The organism is Frankia gtarii (genome assembly GCF_025403375.1).
Classification (GTDB): Bacteria; Actinomycetota; Actinomycetes; order Frankiales; family Frankiaceae; genus Frankia; species Frankia gtarii.
The window spans coordinates 1-21,422 of the sequence record NZ_JAMPTM010000052.1; the positions used below are offsets into that span (position 1 = coordinate 1).

The 21,422-nt window shown below is 71.9% G+C and carries 20 protein-coding genes; 11 read left to right on the forward strand and 9 right to left on the reverse strand.

What is annotated here, in order from left to right; translation table 11 throughout:
- The 3 genes from NBZ83_RS10515 to NBZ83_RS10525 all read right to left on the reverse strand — a co-directional run.
- Positions 1-362 (reverse strand): Na+/H+ antiporter NhaA (locus tag NBZ83_RS10515; protein ID WP_261574864.1); only part of this gene is annotated, 362 nt, incomplete at its 3' end.
- A 412-nt stretch (positions 363-774) separates the two neighbouring features.
- A complete protein-coding gene (locus tag NBZ83_RS10520; RefSeq protein WP_261574865.1) occupies positions 775-3,183 on the reverse strand; it encodes a bifunctional copper resistance protein CopD/cytochrome c oxidase assembly protein in 2,409 nt (802 codons plus the stop codon).
- 2 nt (positions 3,184-3,185) lie between these two features.
- Entirely contained in the window at positions 3,186-3,857 is a 672-nt protein-coding gene (locus NBZ83_RS10525) for a copper resistance CopC family protein (RefSeq protein ID WP_261574866.1), read from the reverse strand.
- A gap of 358 nt (positions 3,858-4,215) precedes the next feature.
- Here NBZ83_RS10525 and NBZ83_RS10530 point away from each other — a divergent pair, with 358 nt between their 5' ends.
- Together NBZ83_RS10530 and NBZ83_RS10535 are read left to right on the forward strand one after the other, a co-directional pair.
- Complete coding sequence (locus NBZ83_RS10530) at positions 4,216-4,695, forward strand: NUDIX domain-containing protein (protein ID WP_261574873.1); 480 nt, start codon at positions 4,216-4,218, stop codon at positions 4,693-4,695.
- A gap of 446 nt (positions 4,696-5,141) precedes the next feature.
- Entirely contained in the window at positions 5,142-5,633 is a 492-nt protein-coding gene (locus NBZ83_RS10535; RefSeq protein ID WP_261568612.1) for a hypothetical protein, read from the forward strand.
- A gap of 99 nt (positions 5,634-5,732) precedes the next feature.
- Here NBZ83_RS10535 and NBZ83_RS10540 read toward each other — a convergent pair whose 3' ends face one another.
- Entirely contained in the window at positions 5,733-6,581 is an 849-nt protein-coding gene (locus NBZ83_RS10540; protein WP_261574874.1) for a LysR family transcriptional regulator, read from the reverse strand.
- A 105-nt stretch (positions 6,582-6,686) separates the two neighbouring features.
- Between NBZ83_RS10540 and NBZ83_RS10545 the strand changes: the two genes are divergently transcribed.
- Positions 6,687-7,076 carry an SDR family NAD(P)-dependent oxidoreductase gene (locus NBZ83_RS10545; RefSeq protein ID WP_261574867.1) on the forward strand — a complete coding sequence of 130 codons (390 nt, stop codon included), beginning with the start codon at positions 6,687-6,689 and terminating at the stop codon, positions 7,074-7,076.
- 63 nt (positions 7,077-7,139) lie between these two features.
- On the opposite strand, the gene NBZ83_RS10550 is transcribed toward NBZ83_RS10545, so the two are convergent.
- Positions 7,140-7,532 carry a hypothetical protein gene (locus tag NBZ83_RS10550; RefSeq protein WP_261574868.1) on the reverse strand — a complete coding sequence of 131 codons (393 nt, stop codon included), beginning with the start codon at positions 7,530-7,532 and terminating at the stop codon, positions 7,140-7,142.
- Between the two features lie 1,083 nt (positions 7,533-8,615).
- Here NBZ83_RS10550 and NBZ83_RS10555 point away from each other — a divergent pair.
- Entirely contained in the window at positions 8,616-9,965 is a 1,350-nt protein-coding gene (locus NBZ83_RS10555; protein ID WP_261574869.1) for an NAD(P)/FAD-dependent oxidoreductase, read from the forward strand.
- A 548-nt stretch (positions 9,966-10,513) separates the two neighbouring features.
- Positions 10,514-11,707 (forward strand): YihY/virulence factor BrkB family protein, encoded by a 1,194-nt coding sequence (locus tag NBZ83_RS10560; protein WP_261574870.1) that lies wholly within the window; start codon positions 10,514-10,516, stop codon positions 11,705-11,707.
- A 79-nt stretch (positions 11,708-11,786) separates the two neighbouring features.
- Here the strand turns inward: NBZ83_RS10560 and NBZ83_RS10565 are convergent, their stop codons facing one another.
- Together NBZ83_RS10565 and NBZ83_RS10570 are read right to left on the reverse strand one after the other, a co-directional pair.
- Positions 11,787-12,785: a hypothetical protein gene (locus NBZ83_RS10565; protein ID WP_261568607.1), complete on the reverse strand. Its 999-nt coding sequence runs from the start codon at positions 12,783-12,785 to the stop codon at positions 11,787-11,789.
- 135 nt (positions 12,786-12,920) lie between these two features.
- Entirely contained in the window at positions 12,921-13,307 is a 387-nt protein-coding gene (locus NBZ83_RS10570) for a HypC/HybG/HupF family hydrogenase formation chaperone (RefSeq protein WP_261568606.1), read from the reverse strand.
- 170 nt (positions 13,308-13,477) lie between these two features.
- On the opposite strand from NBZ83_RS10570, the gene NBZ83_RS10575 reads away from it, so the two are divergent.
- From NBZ83_RS10575 to NBZ83_RS10595, 5 genes are all read left to right on the forward strand, one after another.
- Positions 13,478-14,407, forward strand: coding sequence for an NAD-dependent protein deacetylase (locus NBZ83_RS10575; RefSeq protein ID WP_261568605.1), 930 nt, complete (start codon positions 13,478-13,480; stop codon positions 14,405-14,407).
- Positions 14,408-14,417: 10 nt separating this feature from the next.
- Positions 14,418-15,080 carry a GNAT family N-acetyltransferase gene (locus NBZ83_RS10580; RefSeq protein ID WP_261568604.1) on the forward strand — a complete coding sequence of 221 codons (663 nt, stop codon included), beginning with the start codon at positions 14,418-14,420 and terminating at the stop codon, positions 15,078-15,080.
- Positions 15,081-15,158: 78 nt separating this feature from the next.
- Complete coding sequence (locus NBZ83_RS10585; protein ID WP_261568603.1) at positions 15,159-16,724, forward strand: AlkA N-terminal domain-containing protein; 1,566 nt, start codon at positions 15,159-15,161, stop codon at positions 16,722-16,724.
- Positions 16,725-16,777: 53 nt separating this feature from the next.
- Complete coding sequence (locus NBZ83_RS10590; protein ID WP_261568602.1) at positions 16,778-17,329, forward strand: methylated-DNA--[protein]-cysteine S-methyltransferase; 552 nt, start codon at positions 16,778-16,780, stop codon at positions 17,327-17,329.
- A gap of 82 nt (positions 17,330-17,411) precedes the next feature.
- Positions 17,412-17,675, forward strand: a complete 264-nt coding sequence (locus NBZ83_RS10595) for a UBP-type zinc finger domain-containing protein (protein WP_261568601.1) — start codon at positions 17,412-17,414, stop codon at positions 17,673-17,675.
- A 22-nt stretch (positions 17,676-17,697) separates the two neighbouring features.
- Here NBZ83_RS10595 and NBZ83_RS10600 read toward each other — a convergent pair whose 3' ends face one another.
- Positions 17,698-18,912, reverse strand: coding sequence for an RtcB family protein (locus NBZ83_RS10600; protein ID WP_261574871.1), 1,215 nt, complete (start codon positions 18,910-18,912; stop codon positions 17,698-17,700).
- A gap of 426 nt (positions 18,913-19,338) precedes the next feature.
- Positions 19,339-19,737, reverse strand: coding sequence for a protealysin inhibitor emfourin (locus tag NBZ83_RS10605; protein ID WP_261568599.1), 399 nt, complete (start codon positions 19,735-19,737; stop codon positions 19,339-19,341).
- 449 nt (positions 19,738-20,186) lie between these two features.
- Here NBZ83_RS10605 and NBZ83_RS10610 point away from each other — a divergent pair, with 449 nt between their 5' ends.
- Positions 20,187-21,371, forward strand: a complete 1,185-nt coding sequence (locus NBZ83_RS10610) for a thiamine pyrophosphate-dependent enzyme (RefSeq protein ID WP_368861830.1) — start codon at positions 20,187-20,189, stop codon at positions 21,369-21,371.
- Positions 21,372-21,422 lie beyond the last annotated feature (51 nt).

The window sequence follows — 21,422 nt, forward strand, 5'->3', positions numbered from 1 at the left end:
GCCCAGGCGTGTCCGCCGCCGGGGGTGTGGTGGGTGAGGGCGAGGCAGACCAGGGCGGGGGCGATCATGCCGCCGGCGGCGGCGGCGACGGGCAGGGTGGCGCTGCGCCGGTCGGCGAGGCCGCCGACGGTGAGTTCCTGTTTGAGTTCCAGGCCGACGACGAAGAAGAAGCCCGCGAGCAGGCCGTCGGCGACCCAGTCGGTGACGCGCAGGTGGTCGAGGTGCAGCCAGGACGGGCCGAATCCGGCCGGGGCGGACCACACCGCGTGGTAGGCGCCGGGCGCGGCGTTCGCCCAGATCAGGGCGACCACCGTCGCGCCGACGAGCAGCAGACCGCCGGTGGTCTCCGCCCGCAGGAACACGGCGAATCCGTCACGCTTCGCCCCGTGCGGGCCGGGCCGGAGCCGGCCTGACCACCGTGCCCGACCCCTTCCCCGCCGCGGCGCACATTCCTGCTGCTGCGCTGCTCGGCGGCGCAGTGGGCCAGGCTCGCGGGGTGGTTGTGACACCTGGCTGCTCCTCCGTCGCGGCCGCCGCGCGACGGCATGCGTGGATGGCGACAGATTTCAGTTCGCCTGAGAGATCGTAACGAGGAATGCCCGCACGCATCGCGTAGATGGCGAAGACATCACATCAGGACCCACCCTTGAGGGTGAATAACTCGCACCTTCTCAGGAGGTTGATTATACTTTTCGATCGATATTCCGTCGGCGTAAATCGGCGGACCGCATGACGGTGGCGAAGGCCGGTCGAGGTGACGCCAGGTAATCGCTTTCAGTCGTCGTCGCCGGCCGATGCGCGCCCGCCGAAGGCGACATCGTCGTCCGCTGCCCGTCGGGGCACGGGAGGCGTGGGCGGTCCCGCCGGCCCGCTGCCGGTCAGCACGCCGGTCGTGACCGCCGGGCCGGTCGCCGCCGCGGTACGACGCCGGGCCGGGCCGTCGGCGAGACCGGCGAGGTAGGTGTTGTAGGCGTCGAGTTCGGCGTCGACGTCACCGGCGGCGGCGATCCGGCGTTCTCGGTTGCGGGTGCGCCGCTCGTCGAGCCGCGACCACTGGATGGACAGCACGATGAGCACGACGAACGTCGGCAGCTCCCCGAACGACCAGACGATGGCGCCGGCGGTGCGCTGGTCGCTGAGCGCGCTCACCCCCCAGGGCCGCACCAGCCGGCCATACCAGTCGGCGCCGAGCAGCGACGATTCAGCCATGATCGCCAGGCCGAGGAAGGTGTGGAACGGTACGACGGATATCAGCATCAGGATCCGCCCCGGATGCGGCAGCCGCCGCGGCAGCGGGTCGATTCCGATGAGCAGCTCGAAGAACAGCACGCCGACCGCGAGAAAATGCACGTTCATGTACAGGTGACCGAGGTGGTTGCGCATCAGCGTGGTCAGCAGCGATGTCAGGTACAACACGTACAGACTGCCGATGAAGTTCACCGTCACCAGCGCCGGATGGGTCAGCACCCGTACCGGCCACGAATGCAGCAGCGCCACCAGCCATTCCCGCGGCCCGCTGCGATGCGGGGCCCGCGCGGGGCGCATCGCCCGCAGTGCCAGGGTCATCGGCGCGCCGAGGACGAGGGGGATCGGCGCGAGCATGCTCAGCAGCATGTGCTGGGTCATGTGCACGCTGAGCAGGACGGGCCCGTAGCGCCCGAGCCCGCTGGAAGTGGCGAAGACGACGACGGCCAGACCGCACAGCCAGGCGATGGTGCGTCCGACCGGCCAGCGAATGCCCCGGACGTGCAGCCGGCGCACCCCGGCGAGGTACATGCCGGCGGCGACCACCGACGCGGCGAGGAACACCCAGTCGATCCGCCAGTCGGCGGCCAGCCGGACGGCGGTCACCGGCGGCGGCATCGGGTAGCCGAGCATTGCCCGGGTCGGGTCGGCGGACACGAGGGCGTCGTTCACTGGCGGCGCCGTGCGGGACAGCCCCACGGCCAGTCCCAGCGTGGCCGTCAGCACGGTCAGTTCCACGCCCGCCAGACGAATGAACCGACCGACCGCCCCCGCCGTGCCTGCTGCCCCCGCTGTTCCTGCTGCCGCCGCCGTTGTCGGCGTGGCCGCGGTCAGCCGGGCGACGACCCGGCGGCGCAGCAGGCCGCCGAGCACGACCGCGGCGATCAGGCCCACGGCCTTGAGCGTGACGAGCAGGCCGTAACGGGTCTCCCACAGCGGCGAGAAGCCGCCGAGGCGCAACGCGGCCCCACCGATCCCGCTGACCGCGGTGACGATCGCCGCGCCGGCGGCGAACCGGCTGTGACGCCGCAGCGCCGGGCCAAAGGAACCGGCGGGCAGCCGCACGGCGGACAGCAGGCCGAGCAGCCCGCCCACCCACGCCGACGCGGCGAGAATGTGCACGGCGAGCGCCACCACCGCGATCGCATGGTCACCGGAACTGGCGGCGTGCCCGGCGAAGACCGGCGGCAGCAGTCCGATGGCGGCGACGGCGAGCAGCGCACCGGCCGCGGTCGTCGTCGTCACCGTGCGGCCGACGATCGCCACCACGGCGGCGAGCACCGCGACGGTGAGCAGGGCGCGGCCCTGCTCGGTCGAGGCGACGAACGACCGCAGCGCGCGCAGGTCGAGCACGTCCCCGGCCGGCTGCGCGGAGACGTCGGACAGGGTGAACACCAGCTCCGCGAGCGTGGCGAGCACCCACACCACCGCGGCGTCGGCCGCGTACCGCCCGCAGCGGCGCGCGGTCGACGTCAACGGCCGCTGGCGGGAATCGGCCGCGCGGTCCGGCAGGGCGGCTGCCCGCGCGCCGCCTGCGTGCGCTGTCGTCGCGTCCGCACCGGGCGGCTCACGGTCGCGGCGCGCGGGGGTGCGCTGCGCCGGCAGCAGGACCGCGGCGGCGAGCAGCCAGCCGAGCGTGGCGACCGAGGCGACCCGACCCACCAGCCGGGCGAACGGCAACGCCCAGTAGGTGCCTTCGCCGGACGAGGGCAGCCCTGGCAGCCGGAGCGGACCCGGGCCGAAGCCGACGACCAGGGCCAGCACGGCGCACCCGGCCAGCACCGCGACGGGCAGCGCGCGGACGGCCGCCCCCGGTGGCCGGGCGGACGTCGGCCGGGCGGACGTCGGCGCCGGGGAGACGCCCCCCGACGGGAGGACCTCCGGGGAGCCGGGAGGGTCGGCCGGGGCGGGCGTGCCCGTCGAGGGGGAGGAGTCCATGGTCAGCGCGCTCCGGGTTGACGTCGGCGCAGGATGACGAGCAGGCCGCCGCCGGCGAGGACGACGACGGCGGCGATCACGACGACGACGATCCAGCCGGTACCCCCGCCGTCCCCATCATCCGCGCCGGTGGCCGCGGTGGCCGCGGTGGATCCGGCGGGGGCGGGGGCGGCCTCCGTGCCCGGCGAGGTCGTGGCGCCCGGCGAGGTCGTGGCGGGCGGCGCGGTGCCGGAGGTGTCGGCCGAGGGGCTCGCCCGTCCCGCGACGGTAAACGCGAACGTCCCGCCGACGGGATGGCCGTCCTCGGACACGGCCTGGTAGGAGACCGTGTAGCGCCCGTCGGCCAGCGCGGCGAGCGGTTGGCGCACGGTGGCGCCCTCGACCACCGTGGCGCCGATGACCACACTGGTGCCGTCGGTGCGGGTCACGGCGACGTGGGTGTAGCGGGACGAGACGGACTCGTTGAAGGTCAGGGTGATCTCACCCGGCGCGGTGGGCAGCACGCTGTCCGCGGCCGGTGTGGTGGCCACGAGCCGGGAGTGCGCCGCGGCGGGTGCCGCCAGGGCCAGCAGCAGCGCCGGCAGGATCGCGGCGACGACGCCGACCGCGGCGGTGATCCTGCCCCGCCGACAGCCGCCGCGACGCGCGTAAACCGTCTGCATCTGTCGTCGCACCCGCCGGATTCTACGCGTCGTAGAACGTGGATCGTGGGCACCGCCGGGCGGAACCCGCTTATCAGTAGCGGCAACGTGTCCCCGTTGCAGGTGCTCGTCCTGCTTTGGTGCCGGTTCTGGCACCAGGACGGCGCAGGCGCACAAGGTGTTGCGCTCGAGGTTGCCCCCCTCGAACGCGCCGACGAACCAACGCGGGCCGTCGCCACGGCCGGACCTGACGGCGCTACCGGAACCGGAGCCGCCCGCGTGGGCGGTTGAGGCTGCCGGAGAGCGACTGGGACGGTTCGCGGCAGGACAGAGCCAGTGACCCTCACCCCCACCCGGCGCGCCGCGGTCCGGATCAGGTCCGTCGCGGACGCTGCCGCCAGGCTCGGCCTGTCCACCGGGACCGTGCGCCGCTACTGGGCCCCCTCGTTGGGCAAACTGCGCCGGTTGGGAGAACGGGCGTGGCCCTTTTCCTCCAGTCGGTCGAGGGCGCCGGGCACGCCCGCCCGAAGTAACAGCGCGAGAGGCCGGAGAAGAGACCGGGCTGACAGTCGAGATCATCGGCATCCTGGAGACCTACACCGACCCACGCCACGTGATCGCCTACGACGATGGGGAGATACGGCAGCAGTTCGCCATCTGCTTTGAAGCACGGATCACCGGCGGGACGCTGCTGGCGGACGGCGGTGAAGTGAAGGAAGCACGCTTCGTCGCGGCCGAGGACCTCGACACGCTGAACCTGCACCCGTCCAGGCGTCCGAGAGTCGGTCACTACCTTGCTCGCAGACTGACTCCCTACATCGGCCAGGAACGGGCCGGACGGAAAAATATCCAGGAGGTTGCCTGCATGTAGTGAATCTTATTGCAGATGACACTGTTCGGTCTTTGATTTCTGCGGGCCTGTCAGTGCGCCGCAGGCCCCACCTGCCGGCGCTTGTCTCGTGATACCGACCGTTATCGAGAACCACATCGGCAGGTTGCCGGGCTCAAGAACAGTAGCGTCGGCGCTGCGGCCCGGCGGCGGGCGGCAAGAAGATGTCGGGTAGCAGACAGGTGGATACCTGCCGGGAGTTTTTTCCCGTATTCTGAATCCTTTTCCCGGTCAGAACTTCACGGGAGCACATCGGACTGTCGTCCGGGTTTACGGCAGCCACGCGGAACCTGACGCCGACCCGCCCGTAGGGTCTTGAGGTTTTTAAAGAGCTTGACGCTCACCCCATTTACACGAAAGATGGCGGTGCGCCGGTAGTTTCGACAAGCCGACCGTTTGCGCGTCAGTTCTCGCTGTGAGGAGCGTCCATGCGTCTACGCCGGCTGTTGGTCGTCGCCCTGGTGGGGGTGGCGGCGTCAGTCCTGACCTTTGCGGGCGCCTCGCCTGCATCCGCATCCCAGGGCTTCTGCAGTCAGAACCTGCCTGGGTGGCAGATCGTCCCGGTCGACTCGTCGGTCACGAACGATTCGGTCCGCTATCCCCAGGATGAAAACGGCCAGCAGGACGGCGCGGCTGAGATCGTCATATGGGCAAGGTCGGTGGGCCCGTCCCTGAGCCAGTTCGTCGTGCAGTTCCGTAACCTGCGGTCGAACGGCAAGTACGCCGTCCTGGGCCAGGTCGGTACTGTCCGGGACGGCGCGGACCTCGGTCAGACCGGCACTATCGGCTCCGCCCCGGGAGGCGCCTGGTGCTCGGAGAGCTTCACAGGCACCAACGTCTGGGCCAACCTGATCTACAGCGCCGGTGGGCACCAGTACGGGGAGACGGACCAGGGCTACATCGCCGGCAGGAAACAGTAGTCCACCAGTGCCACCAGTTCGGTGCCGGTGCGGCAGGCCGCTGAAGGGGATGGATCGTCGCGGCGGTGCCGGATCGGCATCCTGGCGAGCCGAGTTTGGCTAGAGACGCGTCGCGGTCTGAACGAGGCCGGCGACGGCTCTGGAGCGGCTGTGCGGTGGCCACGCGATGACCGTCGTGACCGTCGGCGCGTCCAGCACCGGCACGGCGGCGAGGTCGCCGCCCAGTTGGGCCCGGCACGAGTCCGGCAGGATCGCGCAAGCGCGGCCGAGCGCGATCAGCTGCAACAACTGCGCATGCTCCCGAACCTGCGGGCCGGGGCCGTCCGGGTACGTACCGTCGAGGCCAGGCCAGCGCGGCATCGGCAGGCCGGGCAGCGCGGTGACCTCGGCCATCTGCACGTGGGTCCGGCCGGTGAGGGGATGGCCGGCAGGCAGAACCGCGACCTGTCCGTCGGTGCGGAGCTCCTCGGTGTCGAACCCGGCCGTCGTGTCGAACGGCCGGTGCAGCAGAGCCACGTCGGCCCGCCCGTCGCGCAGCAGTCGTTCCTGCTCGCCGATCCCGCACAGGAGCACATCGACGGTGACCGCATCGGGTTCGGCGGCGTAGGCGTCGAGCAGTTTCGCCAGCAGTTCGCTGGACGCGCCGGCCTTCGCGGCGAGGACCACGCCGGCGTGGCCGGTCGCGGCGAGGGCGGCGCGGCGGGCGCGCCGCTCGGCGGCCTCGACCGCGTCCAGCGCCGCCCGGCCCTCCCGCAGGAGCACCGACCCGGCGTCGGTCAGGGTGACGGTGCGGCTGGTGCGTTCCAGCAGCGCCGCCCCGAGGCGCCGTTCGAGCTGGCGGATCGCCCGCGACAGCGGGGGCTGCGCGATCCCGAGCCGTTGCGCGGCCCGCCCGAAGTGCAGCTCCTCGGCGACGGCGACGAAGTACCGCAGCTCCCGCGTCTCCACGCCGTCACGATACTCAAACCCCACCCGGGATCGATACCCGTGCGGTATCGCTGCCCACCCAGTCGGTGTTGGAAGGCCGCTGCGGCCCGGGACAGGATCGACCCTGTGAGTGAACAGACGATCGCGCTGGTGACCGACGCGAACAAGGGCATCGGGTACGAGATCGCGGCCGGCCTGGGCGCCCTCGGTTGGCGGGTCGGGGTCGGCGCCCGAGATGAGCAGCGCCGCGAGGCCGAAACGGGTCCTATCGGCGTCGCGTACGCGCCGTCCAAGACGTTCCTCAACGCTGTCACCGTCCAATACGCCAAGGAACTGCACGACACGAACATTCTGATCAACGCGGCGTGCCCCGGATACACCGCGACCGACCTCAACGGCTTCCGCGGCGTCCGTACCCCGCAGCAGGGCGCGGCGATCGCGATCCGACTCGCGACCCTGACCGACGACGGTCCGACCGGCGGGTTCTTCGACGACGCAGGGACGGTGTCCTGGTGATTATTTCTCCTGCGGGCCCGGTACGAGGCCGACTCTGTTGACAGACAGACGGCTGATCGATCGTTACGGCAGGTCCGGCAGCAGTTTCCGGAGAAGGTCGGCCAGTGCCGCGGCGGTCGGCGGCACAACGGGCCCGTCAACGGGGGTCGCTGGTTCGAGATAACCGAACGTGTCAGTGGACAGCCAGATGCGCGACGGTACGACAGCGCCCGTCGGGTAGAGAACCTGAATGCACACGCCCCGCTCGCCGGTCTCGAGGTCGAGTTCGATGGGCGTGCCCTGCTGGCTGCGCGACGCTGCCAGCAGCATGTTCCGCAGCACCGTGTCCCGTTCGGTGCGCGCACGATTGGTGAGCGCGCCGCGTAGGAGGAGAAGTCTCCCGTTGGGATCCTCGACGCCGGGCTGATGGTAGAACGCGGACCGGAGGCTGCTGGGGATCACAATGTCGGCGGGCATGCGAGTCTCCGCCCTGGCCACGAAGTCGAGAACAGCGCCTTCAAGATCCCGGTCGCGGGTCAGGCCCGCCAGCCGTGTCCGGCGCTGCAGTGTCCGGCGGGATGGGCGGGGCGGCCGGGATAGCCGAGGCGGCAGTAGCCAACGGGGCCAACGGGGGGACGGAGGCCCTGGACGTCGTGACAAGGTCAAAATCCGCCCCGGCGTTGACGCCGACGCCGTTCACAGCGGCCAGGGCACCCAGAACGAGCACGGCCACACCACCCAGACCGGCTCCGGCGAAACGAACCCAACGTCGACGCCGGCCCGCCGGTAAACCATCCTCCGCCGGTATACCCTCATCCGGCTCGCTCGCTCGATCACCCCTGTCTCTCGGACTGCTTCTGATTGAGCATCTCATTGAGCATCTCAGCATTTCCCCCACGCCCCTGCGCGCAGGAAAAAACGACTCTCTTGCTCTTCCGCTTCCAGCGCTGACAAGACCGGAAACCACGAGGAGCGGGAGCTGGGGACCGGGAACTCCTGGCTCCCCAATCCACGCCAACCCCTCGTCCTTCACCATGAACCGGCTGTATTCCACCTCGATCTTGTCTTCATAGACGGCAAGCAACTGAATCTCGGCCACAGGCATCATCTTGTCCGTCCCGTGTGTCCGCCGCGGCGTTATGCTGCACCCGCACCACATCTTCGAGAACCTCACCCGCCAGGATGGACGGGACGACCCCCCGCCGCGTAGCGGAAGCACGAGCCGACTCAAGATAATCAACGTTGTTGACGAATCTGGCGTCTTTGCGATCATGAGAGCTGGGCGAGTGAAGTAAGAGGCCGCTGCGGTGACAGTCGTCCGGCCATCGCTCCTGCGCGCAGGGTGGGACGACTGGTGCGTTCCGCATGGCCCTGTGCCCGCTCGCACCCAGTCGCTGCGACGCGCTGCCGCCGTGTGCGGCCCTCCGGAGGTGGAACGTGCCGGGATCAACGTCATTGCCGGTGCCCCTGCGTCGGTTCCTGCGCGCCGGCCGGGCAGCTGATCGTCCGGCTCCTGCCTCCGGTGCCGCAGGATCCGCCGCGGAGGGGGGCGCGTCACGTGTGGTCGTGGTGGGTAGCGGGTTCGCCGGCCTGCGGCTGCTGCGGCGGCTGGAGAGCCTGCTGCCGGCATCGGCGGCGGGGCTCACCGTCGTCTCCCCGGTGGACCACCTGCTCTACACCTCCCTGATGCCGCAGGTCTGCGCGAGTTCGGTGGAGCCGCGGCACCTGGCGGTGGCCACCCGGGGAGCACTGCGCCGCACCGTGCTGCGCCTCGGTCATGCGGTGGCGGTTGACACCCAGGCCCGCACGGTGACCGTCCGCGGCAACGACGGCACGGTCGACGAGCTGGACTGGGATCGGCTCGTGCTGGCCCCCGGCTCCGTCACGCGGACCTTCGACATCCCGGGCGTGCGCGAGCACGCGATCGGCCTGAAGAACCTCGCCGAGGCCGTCCACCTGCGTGACCACGTGCTGCGGCAGTTCGAGCGGGCGGACGCCACCACGGACGATGCCGGCCGGCGCGCCCTGTGCACCTTCGTGATCGTCGGTGGCGGCTACACGGGTACGGAGCTCGCCGCGCAGATGACCCGCTTCAGCCGGCGCGCGGTGGCGAACTACCCGCGGGTGCGCGCCGACGAGGTCCGCTGGGTGCTCGTCGACCACGCGCCGAGCCTGCTGCACGAACTTGCGCCGCCGCTCGGCCACCGGGCCGCCGAGGTGCTCACCGCCCGCGGCGTCGAGCTGCGGCTGCGGACGTCGGTGAACGAGGTCACCGAGCGCACCGTCCGGTTGGGCCAGGCGGAGCACGCCGACCAGCACGAGACGATCGACACCCACACGGTGGTCTGGTGCGCGGGGGTGTCGCCCAGTCCGCTCATGACGAACCTCGGCCTGCCCACCACGCACGGGCGTCTCGTCGTCGACGACTGCTTCCGCGTCCCCGAGGTGGAGGGCCTGTTCGCGCTGGGGGACGCCGCGGCCGTGCCCGACGTGACCCGCGCGGGCGCCCCCGCCGGCCAGACCGCCCAGCATGCGGTGCGCCAGGCCGTGGCCGCCGCCCGCAACGTGGCCGCGTCCCTCGGTCACGGCACCGCCCGGCCGTACCGGCACCGGGACCTCGGGTTCGTCGTCGACCTGGGTGGGCGGGACGCCGTGGCCAACCCGTTCGGGCTGACCCTGCATGGCCTGCCGGCGGTCGTGGTCACCCGGGCGTACCACGCGTACGCGTTGAACAACGGGTCCAATCGGGCCAGGGTGCTCACGGACTGGGCGCTGGACCTGGTCATCCCGCACCAGATCGTGCAGCTCGGCTTCGACGCCGGGCGGCAACCCACGATCGACGCCTCCGAGCAGACCGGCATCTACCCGGGCGCCGCGCCGCAGCTGCCGGGCGGCGACGGGGGGCGGTGAGCCGGGCCGGCCGGCCGCCCAGATGAGGCGGTTCCGCCGCCGCCGGCTGCAACCCCGCCGTGCGTCGGTTCACGTTGCCGGAGGTGGCCCCCCCGTTCGGGCGGCACGGAGTCCGCGGAGGCCGGCGGCACAGGCGGATGACCGCCCTGCGATAGCGTTGCCCCGACCGGGCCGGCCCCAACCCGGCCCGGAGCGGGACGACGACGAGGTGAAGCAGGCCCACGCCTATCCCCGAGACGATCCCCCTGAGATCTCGTCGCATCCGCGGGCTCCCTTCGGACGGCGGACCGTCGCGAATCCGTGATCGATCAATGGGAGCCCGTCCGTCAACGCGATGATGAGCCGGCGGACGGGACCGCCTGTGGCGCAGCCTGAACCGGGGATGCGGGCGGTGATCGGCCGCGCGGCCCGGTGCGTCACCCGAGCGGGCCAGCCACGGGGGCGATTCGGATGCGATGCGATGCGGTGGGAGGTGCCTTGCCAGCAGGTCAAGGCGCATTACCGGCAGGCCGGCAGGTATGCGACTCATCCCGACGGGGGAGACCCTCATGACAGCGGACGGCCTTGGGAGGCGCGGGATGGCGCTCGGTGGCCGCATCGACCGGGCCCAGCAACGTAACCGTGGGGTCGGCTTCGTCATCGCCGTCATCTACAAGTTCGCCGACGATCAGGGCGGCTACCTCGCCGCCTTAATCACCTTCTATGCCTTTCTGTCGCTGTTCCCGCTGTTGCTGCTGCTCACGACCGGGTTGGGCTTCGTCCTGCACGGCCATCACGACCTGCAGGAGCAGGTCGTGACCTCCGCACTCAGCCAGTTTCCGATCATCGGCGACCAGCTCCGTGACGACGTGCAGGCCCTCAAGGGCAGTCGGATCGCCGTCGCCGTCGGTGTTCTCGGCGCCATCTCCGGCAGCCTCGGCGTCGCCCGGGCCATCGGCAACGCCCTGGACACCGTCTGGGCGGTGCCGCGTCGGTCCCGACCGAACCCGTTCTTCGCCCGGTTGCGCAGCCTCAGCCTCATCGGCCTGCTCGGCCTCGGTGTGCTGATGACGACGGTGCTCTCCAGCGTCACGACCGGGGCCTCCGCGTTCGGCCGGCTGGCCGCCGGGTTCCAGGTGCTCGCGGTAGTGATCTCCACGGCGGGTAACGCCGGCCTGATCCTCGTCGCCTTCAAGGTCCTGACCGCCCGATCCGTCCGGATGCGGGAGAACCTGCCCGGGGCGGTGTTCGCGGCGCTGGGCTGGCAGCTTGTGCAGACCCTGGGCAGCTACTACATCGCCCATCAGCTCAAGGGTTCCACCCAGGTCTACGGACTGTTCGGGCTCGTCCTCGGACTGATGACCTGGCTGTACTTCCTCGCCGTCGTCGTGGTCCTCGCCATGGAGATCAACGCGGTGCGGGCGGGCCGCCTCTTCCCGCGGGCGCTGCTGACCCCGTTCACCGACGACGTCGAGCTCACCGAATCCGACCGGCGGGCCTACACCTCCTACGCCAAGGCGGAGCAGTTCAAAAGCTTCCAGCAGGTGGACGTCACCTTCACCGATCTGCCCGACCAGCAGCCGCCGACGAGCGACCCACCACCCTCGACGCCTCCCGCCGCGGGTCGCGATCCGGCTCCCGCCGTGGACGGTGATCCCGTCACCGACGTGAGTCATCACCGGTCCTCCGACCTGGGCGGTGATCCTGTCACCGACGTCGATCGTGACCCCGCCACCGTGGCGGATCCGGGTTCACGGCTGTAACGGCTCCGAGCTCCGGGCTCGATGCCGGATCGCGGCGCAGGCGTCCGGACGGACGCTCGTACGTGTCCGGACGCTCCCCTCACGCTCCGGAACGGGATGGCGGAGGTTGTCGATCGTCCGGGATCCGGATCGGTGCGATCAGTACGGCGGTGGAGTCGGCGGGACCGCCGACCACCGCCGGCCACAAGCCGTCGTTGACGCAGTCCCGCGCTGCATCCCTGGCCCAGTCGGGCGGCGCGGTCAAGGAGACGAACCGACCCCGATCCGTCCCAAGGACCACGTGGACCCCGATCAACGCGTGGCGCAGCGCCCGCCGGCGGGGGGTTCGGGCGGTCCAGCCCGCCGGGATCCACTCCCTGGCCTCGTCGGCCTGAGAGGGCCAGCTGGAGGTGTTGACCAACTCCGCGCGCAGTCGCAGCAGCGGGCGCGGACCGGGATACAGCCCGGCGCTGAGCCGCAGCTCCGCCCGGGCGGACCAGCTGTCCCAGGTGATCCTGGTCGGCGCCGCGCCGCCACCGTGATCCACCGTCCGCACCCGGCGTCCGGACGGCGCGCTGAGCTGGACGGTGTGGGCCCCCGACCGCCCGCCCGCCGCCGCGCCGGCCGGCTCCCAGGGGGCCGGTCGGGGGGCACTCAGATGAGGCAGCCAGCCGCGCGGCCATCCTCCGCTCGGGGGAGGCGCCATTGGCTGGGAGTGCACCGCCAGCAGGTCCGCGACCGTCACAGCTTCGTCGACCTCGTGCGGCAGAAACTCGGCCTGGTCGTCGGCGTCGGCGTCGAGTGCTGTCCCGCCGCCGGCGCCACCCGACCGGAGGGTCTGCTGTTCTCTCGTTGTGATCTGCAGCCAGCGCACCCGCGTGGTCAGCACGGCGTCGGGGTCGGCCGCCAACAGGCATTCCGCGTGGACGTACGCCCGCTCATCCGGATGGCGCGCGGCGTACGCCACCGGGGTCAGCACCCCGACGAGCCCGCCCGACCGGCCCCTGTCGAACCGCGCGCGCTGATCCGGATCGCACCGGTAGATCGTCGCGTCGGCGATTGCCACCGCCCGGTCGAGTGGTGCCTGAACCGTCCTCATCGTTAGCCCTTTCACCCGCGGGCGGACCGCGCGTCGCGCCCGGCCGAGCCCACGAACCGCGAATCTCGACACCGGTCGCCCGTTCCTCCGCTGGGCGGGTAGGAGTTGGAATCCCCCGCTCAGGCGGGGAGGACGTCAAAGAACGGTGATCGCCTCCCCGGCATGGACCAGCACCGTGTCGCCCATGTGCGCTCGGACGAGGGCAAGACCGATCTCCTCCGTGCCGGCGGGTGTCCGGACAAGTGCGACTGAGCCCGGCAGGCACCGGACGATCTCGGCCTCGATGGTCTCTCCCGGCCCGGCGACCTGCCCGGCCGCACCACAGACGGGCGCCTCGGGGCCCGGATGGGCGGCGGCCCGCGCGGCCTCCCACGCCGAGAGCCGTTCGGGCCCCGTACGGGTGGCGTCGTCGCCCACTTCGGGGATGCGCGGGAAGCGCCGTCCAGGGGAGGCCGAGGCGGCGCTGCGGGTGTCCCGCGCTCGGCGCGGTGGCGTGCTGATGTTTCTGACCTGCTCGTTCATGGGTCATCACCTCGATACAGGTCTACCCGGCGCAACGGTACGACCCGCGTTTGGCGGTCACCAGTCGACGTGGATTGCGGTGATCGAGGTCGGAGCCGACGCCCGGGTCTGCTCGGCCGAACGGGCCACTCCAGCGTCTGAAGGGGTCCGCGGCCGCGCGATCGGGCAGCATGGGAGCGGTGGGAGTAAACGCGACCAACGACGGCGAGGCGTTCGACCGGCTGTGCGCCCTCGTCGCGGCCGGCGGCGTCGCCGTCGTGAGCGGGGCGGGCATCTCGACCGACTCCGGCATTCCGGACTATCGGGGTCCGAACGGGGCTCTGCGCCGCCACACCCCGATGACCTACCAGCAGTTCACCAAGAAGCCGGGCGCCCGCCACCGCTACTGGGCCCGCAGTCACGCCGGCTGGCGGCAGGTAGCCCGGGCCGAGCCGAACGCGGGCCACCGCGCGGTGGCCCGGCTGGAACAGGCGGGGCTGGTCACCGGCATCGTCACCCAGAACGTCGACGAACTGCACCAGCGCGCCGGTTCCCGGCAGGTGATCGATCTGCATGGAAGCCTGTCCCGCGTGGTGTGCGTCGACTGCGGGGAGGTGAGTCCGCGTCGCGACCTCGACGAGCGGCTGAGCTCGGCGAACCCGGGCTTTCGCATCTCCGGGGCCCCCACCAACCCGGACGGTGACGTCACCCTTTCGGAGGAGGCGGTCGCCCGGTTCGTCATGGTCGACTGTCTCGGCTGCGGCGGTGATCACTTGGAACCGGACGTGGTGTTCTTCGGCGCCACCGTGCCGCGGCCTCGTGTGGCGCAGGCGTTCGACCTGGTCGAGAGCGCCCGCGCGTTGATGATCCTCGGATCGTCGTTGACCGTGATGTCGGGATATCGATTTGTTCTGCGAGCGGCGGAACTCGGTATTCCGGTCGCGATCGTCAACCAGGGGCCCACCCGCGGGGACAGCCGGGCGACGGTGCGTGTCGATGCTCCTCTCGGAACGCTGCTGCCCCGGCTGGCCGCCGCCGTCACCAGCGGCGAGCGAACTCTCGGACCGTCACGGACCGTGGCGTCCCTCGCCCTGACGGGGGATTCGCCCGCTGGGCTGTGAGGATGGGGGAATGCGATCGGTCTCCCGCCCCCAGCCCGCGAACGTGGCGTTCCGTCCTGCCACCGACAGCGCCGCCGAGGCGGCGGCGATCGTCGCTCTGGTCGAATCTGCCTACCGGGGGGAGTCCAGCCGGGCGGGGTGGACCACTGAGGCGGATCTGCTCGGCGGCCATCGCACGGATGTCGAGGAGGTCCACGCCACCCTGACGGGCCCCCACGGGAGGGTCCTGCTCGCGGAGGAGCCTCCGGATCTCCTCGTGGGCTGCTGCCACGTGGAACGTCGGATCGAGCCGTCGACGCACGGCGAAGCCGGCATGGTCCGGACGGGTGAGCTGGTGGCCCAGGCGGGCGGGGTCGAGGGATTGACCGGCGCGGGGATCACCGCCGTGGTGGGCGCCTACTTCGGCATGTTCGCCGTCAGCCCCACCCGGCAGGGGGCCGGATTGGGCGGGGCGTTGCTGCGACTCGCCGAACGGCACGCCGTCACCGCCTGGTCGGCGGAGTGGATGGAGATGCAGGTCATCGCCCAGCGGACCGAACTCATCGACTGGTACCGCCGCAAGGGATATCTCCCGACCGCGGCGACGCGACCGTTCCCCTACGCCGACGAGCGGTTCGGCCGCCCGCTGCGGCCCGACCTGTACTTCGTCGTCCTGCGCAAGCCGCTCGTCTGAGGTCGCATTGATCCGGCCCGCTGACCCGATGTCCGATTCCCGCCAGCATCCGGGGGCGATCGCACCGAGAGTGGGGGCATGCGGACGGACGAGGGCCGATACGAGGCGGTGGCCAGCCGGGACGCCCGATTCGACGGCACCTTCTACGCCGCCGTGACCTCCACGGGCATCTACTGCCGGCCGAGCTGCCCGGCGGTGACACCGAAGCGGGCGAACGTCCGGTTCTTCCCGACGGCCGCGGCGGCGCACGGCGCCGGCTTCCGGGCCTGCCGGCGGTGCCGGCCGGACGCGGTGCCCGGCTCCGCCGAGTGGAACGTCCGCGCCGACGTGGTCGGGCGGGCGATGCGCCTGATCGGCGACGGTGTCGTCGACCGGGAAGGCGTGGTCGGCCTCGCCGACCGGCTGGGCTACAGTACCCGCCAGCTTCACCGGCACCTGACCGCCGAGGTGGGGGCGGGCCCGCTCGCCCTGGCCCGGGCGCAGCGTGCGCACACCGCGCGGCTGCTGCTGCAGGCGACCGCCATGCCCGCCACCGAGGTGGCCTTCGCCGCCGGCTTCGCGAGCGTCCGCCAGTTCAACGACACCATCCGAACGGTCTACGCGGCGACGCCAAGTGATCTTCGTGGACCACGAGCGGTGCGATCCGCCTCCCCCCGCGGGGGGAAGGAGGGACCCGCCGGCTCGGGCGGCCTGGTGGTCCGGCTGGGCTACCGCCGGCCGTACGCGGCGGTCGAGATGTTCGACTATCTGGCCCGCCGGGCGCTGCGCGGCGCCGAGGAGGTCGTCGGCGACCGCGGTCGGCGGACCTACCGGCGGACGCTGCGGCTGACGCGCGGACACGGCATCGCGGAGGTGGCCGAGCGCCCGGGCGCCGACGACGCCGGCTGGCTGGAGTGCCGGCTGTCCCTGAGCGACCTGCGCGACCTGACCGCCGCGGTCAGCCGGGTGCGGCGGCTGTTCGACCTGGACGCCGACCCGCGGGCGGTCGCCGAGCGGCTCGGGGTCGATCCGATCCTGGCTCCCCTCGTGGCCCGCCACCCGGGCCTGCGCGCCCCGGGGGCCACCGACGCGCACGAGCTGGCCGTGCGGGCGGTGCTCGGCCAGCAGGTCTCGGTGCCCGCCGGGCGGCGCCTGGGCGAGACCCTGCTCGCCGCGTACGGCGAACCGCTGCCCACTCCGAGTGGGGGGCTCACCCTGCTGTTCCCGGGGGCCGACACGCTCGCCGACGCGTCCCTGCACGAGCTGGACATGCCCGCGGCCGGTCGGGAGACGGTACGCGCGCTCGCCACCGCCCTCGCCGCCGGCGACGTCGGGCTCGACGCGGGCGCCGACCGCGCCGAGGCCGAACGGTCGCTGCTGACCGTGCGGGGCATCGGGCGTTGGACCGCCGACTACGTCCGGATGCGCGGGCTCGGCGATCCGGATGTCCTCCCCGCGGGGGACGCCGCATTGCGGGCCGCGCTGCGCCACCATCACCCCGCCCCGACCGCCGCCCCGACCGCCGCCGCGGCCTGGGCGCCGTGGCGGTCCTACGCCGCGCACCACCTGTGGATCACGGCGGCGCCGTGGGCCGGGACAGCCGCCCCCGCCGATGCGACCCAAGCCGAGGTCGCCCCGCTGCACGCGGCGCGCCGTCCGACCTGACCATGCACATGGAAGCAGCCCGGATGGGCGTGGGAAGAAGGGACATGGGACCGATGACGCTTTACACGGCGTTGACCAGCCCGGTGGGGGACCTGCTGCTGGTGGGCACCGAGTCGGACCAGGCGTCCGGCGGGCTCGCCCTGGCCTCGCTGTCCATGCCGCAGCAGCGCGGCGCTCCGACGATCGCGCCGCAGTGGCGGCGGGCCGAGGAGCCGTTCACCGAGGCTGCCCGGCAGATCGCCGAGTACTTCGCCGGCGAGCGGCGCGCCTTCACCCTGACCCTGCGCACCCGGGGGACTGACTTCCAGCAGCGGGTATGGGGGGCGCTGGAGTCCATCCCCTACGGCACGACCGTCAGCTACGGTCAGCTCGCCAGCCGGATCGGGGCCGACCGCCGTGACGTCCGGGCCGTCGGCACGGCCGTCGGCGCCAATCCCCTGCTGCTGGTGCGCCCGTGCCACCGGGTCATCGGAGCCGACGGGGCGCTGCGCGGGTTCGCCGCTGGCCTGCCCCGCAAGGAGTTCCTACTGCGCCACGAGGGCGCGCTGGCGCCCACGCTGGACCTCGAAACCGCCCCCGCGGCCACAGGCGGGAACCGCGGGTGACCGCGGGGCACAGGCACCGGTGGCAGGCTGACCACGTGCGTGCGCATCCGCGTCCGCGCCGACTGGGAGAGGATCGCCAGAGATGACCACCATCGAGGACCCCCACCTGTCCGCGATCCGCGACGTCGAACCGGCCACCCCGCAGGGCTGCGGCGAATGCCTGCGCACCGGCGGTCGCTGGGTCCACCTGCGCCTCTGCCTGACGTGCGGCAACGTCGGCTGCTGCGACTCCTCGCCGTCCCGGCACGCCAGCACCCACGCCGCCGAGCACGGCCACCCGATCGTCCGCTCCTTCGAGCCGGGCGAGGACTGGCGCTGGTGCTACGTCGACGAGGCCTACGTCTGACCCGTCGCCACCGTCAGGACCGTCAACCCTTCACGCAGAGCACGGCGTGCAGCTGGGCGACGATCTCGACGAGGTCGCTCTGGTGGGCGAGGACGGTGTCGATGTCCTTGTACGCCGCGGGGATCTCGTCGAGGACGCCGGCGTCCTTGCGGCATTCGACCCCGCGGGTCTGGGCGGCGAGGTCGTCGACGGTGAACGTCCGCCGCGCCCGGTTGCGGCTCATCGTGCGGCCGGCGCCGTGGCTGGCGGAATGGAACGAGTCGGGGTTTCCCCGCCCGCGCACCAGGTAGGACCTCGTTCCCATCGAACCGGGGATGATGCCGTATTCCCCTTCCCGGGCGGAGATGGCGCCCTTGCGGGTGACGAGCACATCGGCGCCGAAGTGGTGCTCCTCTGCGACGTAGTTGTGGTGGCAGTTGACGAGGGCGAAGTCGCGGTCGCCGGCGTGCGGGCCGTCGGCCGCCGCGGTGGGCACCCGCAACCCGGGCAGCGGTCCGCGCAGTGCCTCGACGGCCGCGGCGAGCATCAGGTCCCGGTTGCGCCGCGCGTACGTCTGCGCCCAGTACAGGTCGTGACGGTAGGCGCTCATCTCGGGGGTGCCGGCGAGGAACACGGCGAGGTCGCGGTCGGCCAGGCCGGCGTTGTGCTCGAGCTGCTTGGCGACGCGGATGTGGCCCTCGGCGAGCTCCTTGCCGACGTTGCGCGAACCGGAGTGCAGCATGATCCAGACAGCGTCGTCGGTGTCCAGGCACACCTCGAGGAAGTGGTTGCCCGAGCCGAGGGTGCCCAGCTGGTTCATCGCCTTCGCCAGCCGCCCGGCGACGCGGGGATGCAGCGCGTCGTAGGTGCTCCACAGGTCGTCCTGACGCCGGGCCCGCGCGGTCGGCTCCCGGTGGCCGGTCATCCCGACCGGGACGGCCGCCTCCAGCGCGGCCCGCAGCGGACCCAGGTCGTCGGGCAGGTCGGCCGCGGTGAGGTTGGTCCGCGCCGCGGCCATCCCGCAGCCGATGTCGACCCCGACGGCGGCGGGGGAGACGGCGTCACGCAGGGCGATCACGGAGCCGACCGTGGCGCCGTAGCCAAGGTGCACGTCGGGCATCACCGCGACATGGTGATGGATGTAGGGCAGGGACGCGACATTGCGCAGCTGGTCCAGCGCGGCGCTTTCGACCTCCTCGGGCCGGGTCCACAGCCAGATCGGGTGCGCCGCTGCGTCGAGCGTCGCGACGGGGCTCATCGGTTGGTTCCTTCTCTCGAGGGGGCGGGGGTCTTGCTATTCATCTCTTGCCGACCGAACGCATTCAACCCGGTCACCCGGATTCTCGCGGGCGGCCCGGAACCAGGGGCTCGCGCCGAAGGTTCCTCGTCACCGGAAGCTCGGGAACAAGCCGGCCCGGGTGGCTTCATCGGCACCGAAGCCCGGTCGGGGGGAATTCATGCTTCGGCTTCCATGCCTCTGCCGCCGACTTCGGCCGGATCTGCCGGCTCGGCCCGGCGGTCCGAGTCGGGGCCATTCCGTTCCGTTCTGCCTGTTCAGGATGCCCGGTTCATGGCCGCCCGGCGAATGATTTTCCGCCGCCGGTGTCACCACCCGGCCGACCGCCGGTGCGCCCGGTCGGCGGGGTGGTGCGCGGCGGTGCGGGTCAGTGCGGGTCAGTGCGGGTCAGCGCGGCGCGTCGCGGCCGCGGGCCGGCAGGAGGGGAGCGGCCCGCAGCAGGGCCAGTAGCGGGCCGAGTTCCTCCGGGACCGGCTCGGAGAAGGTCCGCACGGCGCGCTCGCCCGGCTGGTCGACTGCCGGGATGTAGTCGACTTCAAGGGTGTAGACGAACCGGTCCGCGCCCCTGACTCGCCCACCTTCGACCGGCCCGCCCCGTGGCACGGCACCACCGGCCCGCCGGTCCGGCCCGTCGGCCGGTGCGACCGCCCCGCGGGCCAGCTCGCGCAGCCGGACCGCCTCCGACTCGGGCAGGTCGGCGCTGTCCAGCCCCCGCCGGACCGGCCGTCCCAGCAGCCCGCCGGATCGTTCCAACACCACCCGGACGCGTCCCGCCTCGCCTACCATGGCGCCATTGTGCGCCGGGTCGGGCCGGGGCCGCCCCGCGCCGGGTGCCCAGCGGACCGGACCCCGCGTCCACCGGCAGCGAGCGCCGCGTTACCGACCGGTCGGGTCAGCTCGGGGTGGATAGCCGTGGAGCGGGTATCCGGGTCCGGCTCCGGGACCGGTCGGGTTCCAGCCGAAATATTCCCTTTACCTGTGTGAGTTGTAACGGCGCTTGAGTTTCGGGTGGGTTCACAACCGAACCGTTTACCGCTCGATGGTTTCCGATCGTCGGACGTCCTTGGAATCCCGGGCGGTCGGTGGGGGTAGGAGTACCGCGTGAATGAAGTGAGGTGATCCGGCGTTCTCGTCGATCCCGGACCGCGTACTGTCTTACCGGTATACGGCTCTTTTTCGATGGTTTCCGATCGTAGGACGTCCTGCGATCTTCCGGTGGGGGAGAGGTACTCGCCATGAATGTCGTACGCGGGCCGGAGTTGATTGCGGAGCGGCCGGTGCGGCCACCGGGACCGGTTCCGGTGGTCGCCGTACCACCGGCGATGTCGATCCCGCCGCCGGAGCCGGCCGACTCCGGCGTGCGGCTGCTCGCTCCGGACGGCACCCGGGTCACCGACCCACGCTTCGTCGCCCTCGCTGACCACGACCTGTGCCGGACGTTCTACTCCTCGATGGTGCTGGCACGCCGCCTGGACGAGGAGGCCACGGCCCTGCAGCGGCAGGGTGAGCTGGTGCTGTGGATCCCGCTGCGCGGGCAGGAGGCGGCGCAGGTCGGTTCCGCGGCGGCGATCAGGGCGCACGACTTCGTCTTCCCCAGCTACCGCGAGCACGCCGTCGCCTGGCACCTGGGGGTGCCGGCCGCCGAGGTCATCCGCCTGCTGCGCGGGGTGAGCCACGACGGCTGGGACGCGGCGAAGCACCACATGGCCAACTATGCGATCGTCCTCGCCTCGCAGACCCTGCATGCCGTCGGCTACGGAATGGGCATGATGTTCGACGGCGCGGCCGGCACCGGCGACCCGGACCGCGACGGCGCCGTGCTGGTCTACCTCGGCGACGGCGCGATGAGCCAGGGCGACGCCAACGAGGCGTTCGTCTGGGCGGCAAGCTTTGGTGCGCCGGTGGTGTTCCTCTGCCAGAACAACCAGTGGGCGATCTCCACCCCGACCCGGCGGCAGTCGGCGATGCAGCTGGCGCGGCGCGCCGACGGGTTCGGCTTCCCGGGTGTGCGCGTCGACGGCAACGACGTGCTCGCCATGCACGCGGTCACCACCTGGGCGCTCGAGCATGCTCGCGGTGGCGGCGGCCCGGTTCTCATCGAGGCCAACACCTACCGGATGGCGCCCCACACCACCTCGGACGACGCGACCCGGTACCAGCCGGCCGCGGAGCTCGCGAGCTGGCGGGCGCGGGACCCCATCGACCGACTTCGGCTGCTGCTGGCCGCCGACGTGGCCGCCGGCTGGTTCGACGAGGTCCGCGAACACGCCGAGGACGCCGCGGCCGACCTGCGCCGCGACTGCCTCGCCCTGGACCCGCCGCCCGCGGCCACCATGTTCGGCAACGTCTGCGTGGACGAGACGGCCGACCAGCGGACTCAGCGAGAATGGTTCACCGCCTACCGGGACTCCTTCCTGTAGCCGTGTAGCCACGGTCGACCTCGGTGCAGGCGCGACCTATGCTCTCCTCGG

What these genes read in the sequence shown, in the direction of transcription:
- NBZ83_RS10520 (WP_261574865.1), bottom strand. Translation starts at nt 3,183, where the DNA reads ATGGACTCCTCCCCCTCGACGGGCACGCCCGCCCCGGCCGACCCTCCC.
- NBZ83_RS10535 (WP_261568612.1), top strand. Translation starts at nt 5,142, where the DNA reads ATGCGTCTACGCCGGCTGTTGGTCGTCGCCCTGGTGGGGGTGGCGGCG.
- NBZ83_RS10550 (WP_261574868.1), bottom strand. Translation starts at nt 7,532, where the DNA reads ATGCCCGCCGACATTGTGATCCCCAGCAGCCTCCGGTCCGCGTTCTAC.
- NBZ83_RS10560 (WP_261574870.1), top strand. Translation starts at nt 10,514, where the DNA reads ATGACAGCGGACGGCCTTGGGAGGCGCGGGATGGCGCTCGGTGGCCGC.
- NBZ83_RS10565 (WP_261568607.1), bottom strand. Translation starts at nt 12,785, where the DNA reads ATGAGGACGGTTCAGGCACCACTCGACCGGGCGGTGGCAATCGCCGAC.
- NBZ83_RS10570 (WP_261568606.1), bottom strand. Translation starts at nt 13,307, where the DNA reads ATGAACGAGCAGGTCAGAAACATCAGCACGCCACCGCGCCGAGCGCGG.
- NBZ83_RS10575 (WP_261568605.1), top strand. Translation starts at nt 13,478, where the DNA reads ATGGGAGCGGTGGGAGTAAACGCGACCAACGACGGCGAGGCGTTCGAC.
- NBZ83_RS10580 (WP_261568604.1), top strand. Translation starts at nt 14,418, where the DNA reads ATGCGATCGGTCTCCCGCCCCCAGCCCGCGAACGTGGCGTTCCGTCCT.
- NBZ83_RS10585 (WP_261568603.1), top strand. Translation starts at nt 15,159, where the DNA reads ATGCGGACGGACGAGGGCCGATACGAGGCGGTGGCCAGCCGGGACGCC.
- NBZ83_RS10590 (WP_261568602.1), top strand. Translation starts at nt 16,778, where the DNA reads ATGACGCTTTACACGGCGTTGACCAGCCCGGTGGGGGACCTGCTGCTG.
- NBZ83_RS10595 (WP_261568601.1), top strand. Translation starts at nt 17,412, where the DNA reads ATGACCACCATCGAGGACCCCCACCTGTCCGCGATCCGCGACGTCGAA.
- NBZ83_RS10600 (WP_261574871.1), bottom strand. Translation starts at nt 18,912, where the DNA reads ATGAGCCCCGTCGCGACGCTCGACGCAGCGGCGCACCCGATCTGGCTG.
- NBZ83_RS10605 (WP_261568599.1), bottom strand. Translation starts at nt 19,737, where the DNA reads ATGGTAGGCGAGGCGGGACGCGTCCGGGTGGTGTTGGAACGATCCGGC.
- NBZ83_RS10610 (WP_368861830.1), top strand. Translation starts at nt 20,187, where the DNA reads ATGAATGTCGTACGCGGGCCGGAGTTGATTGCGGAGCGGCCGGTGCGG.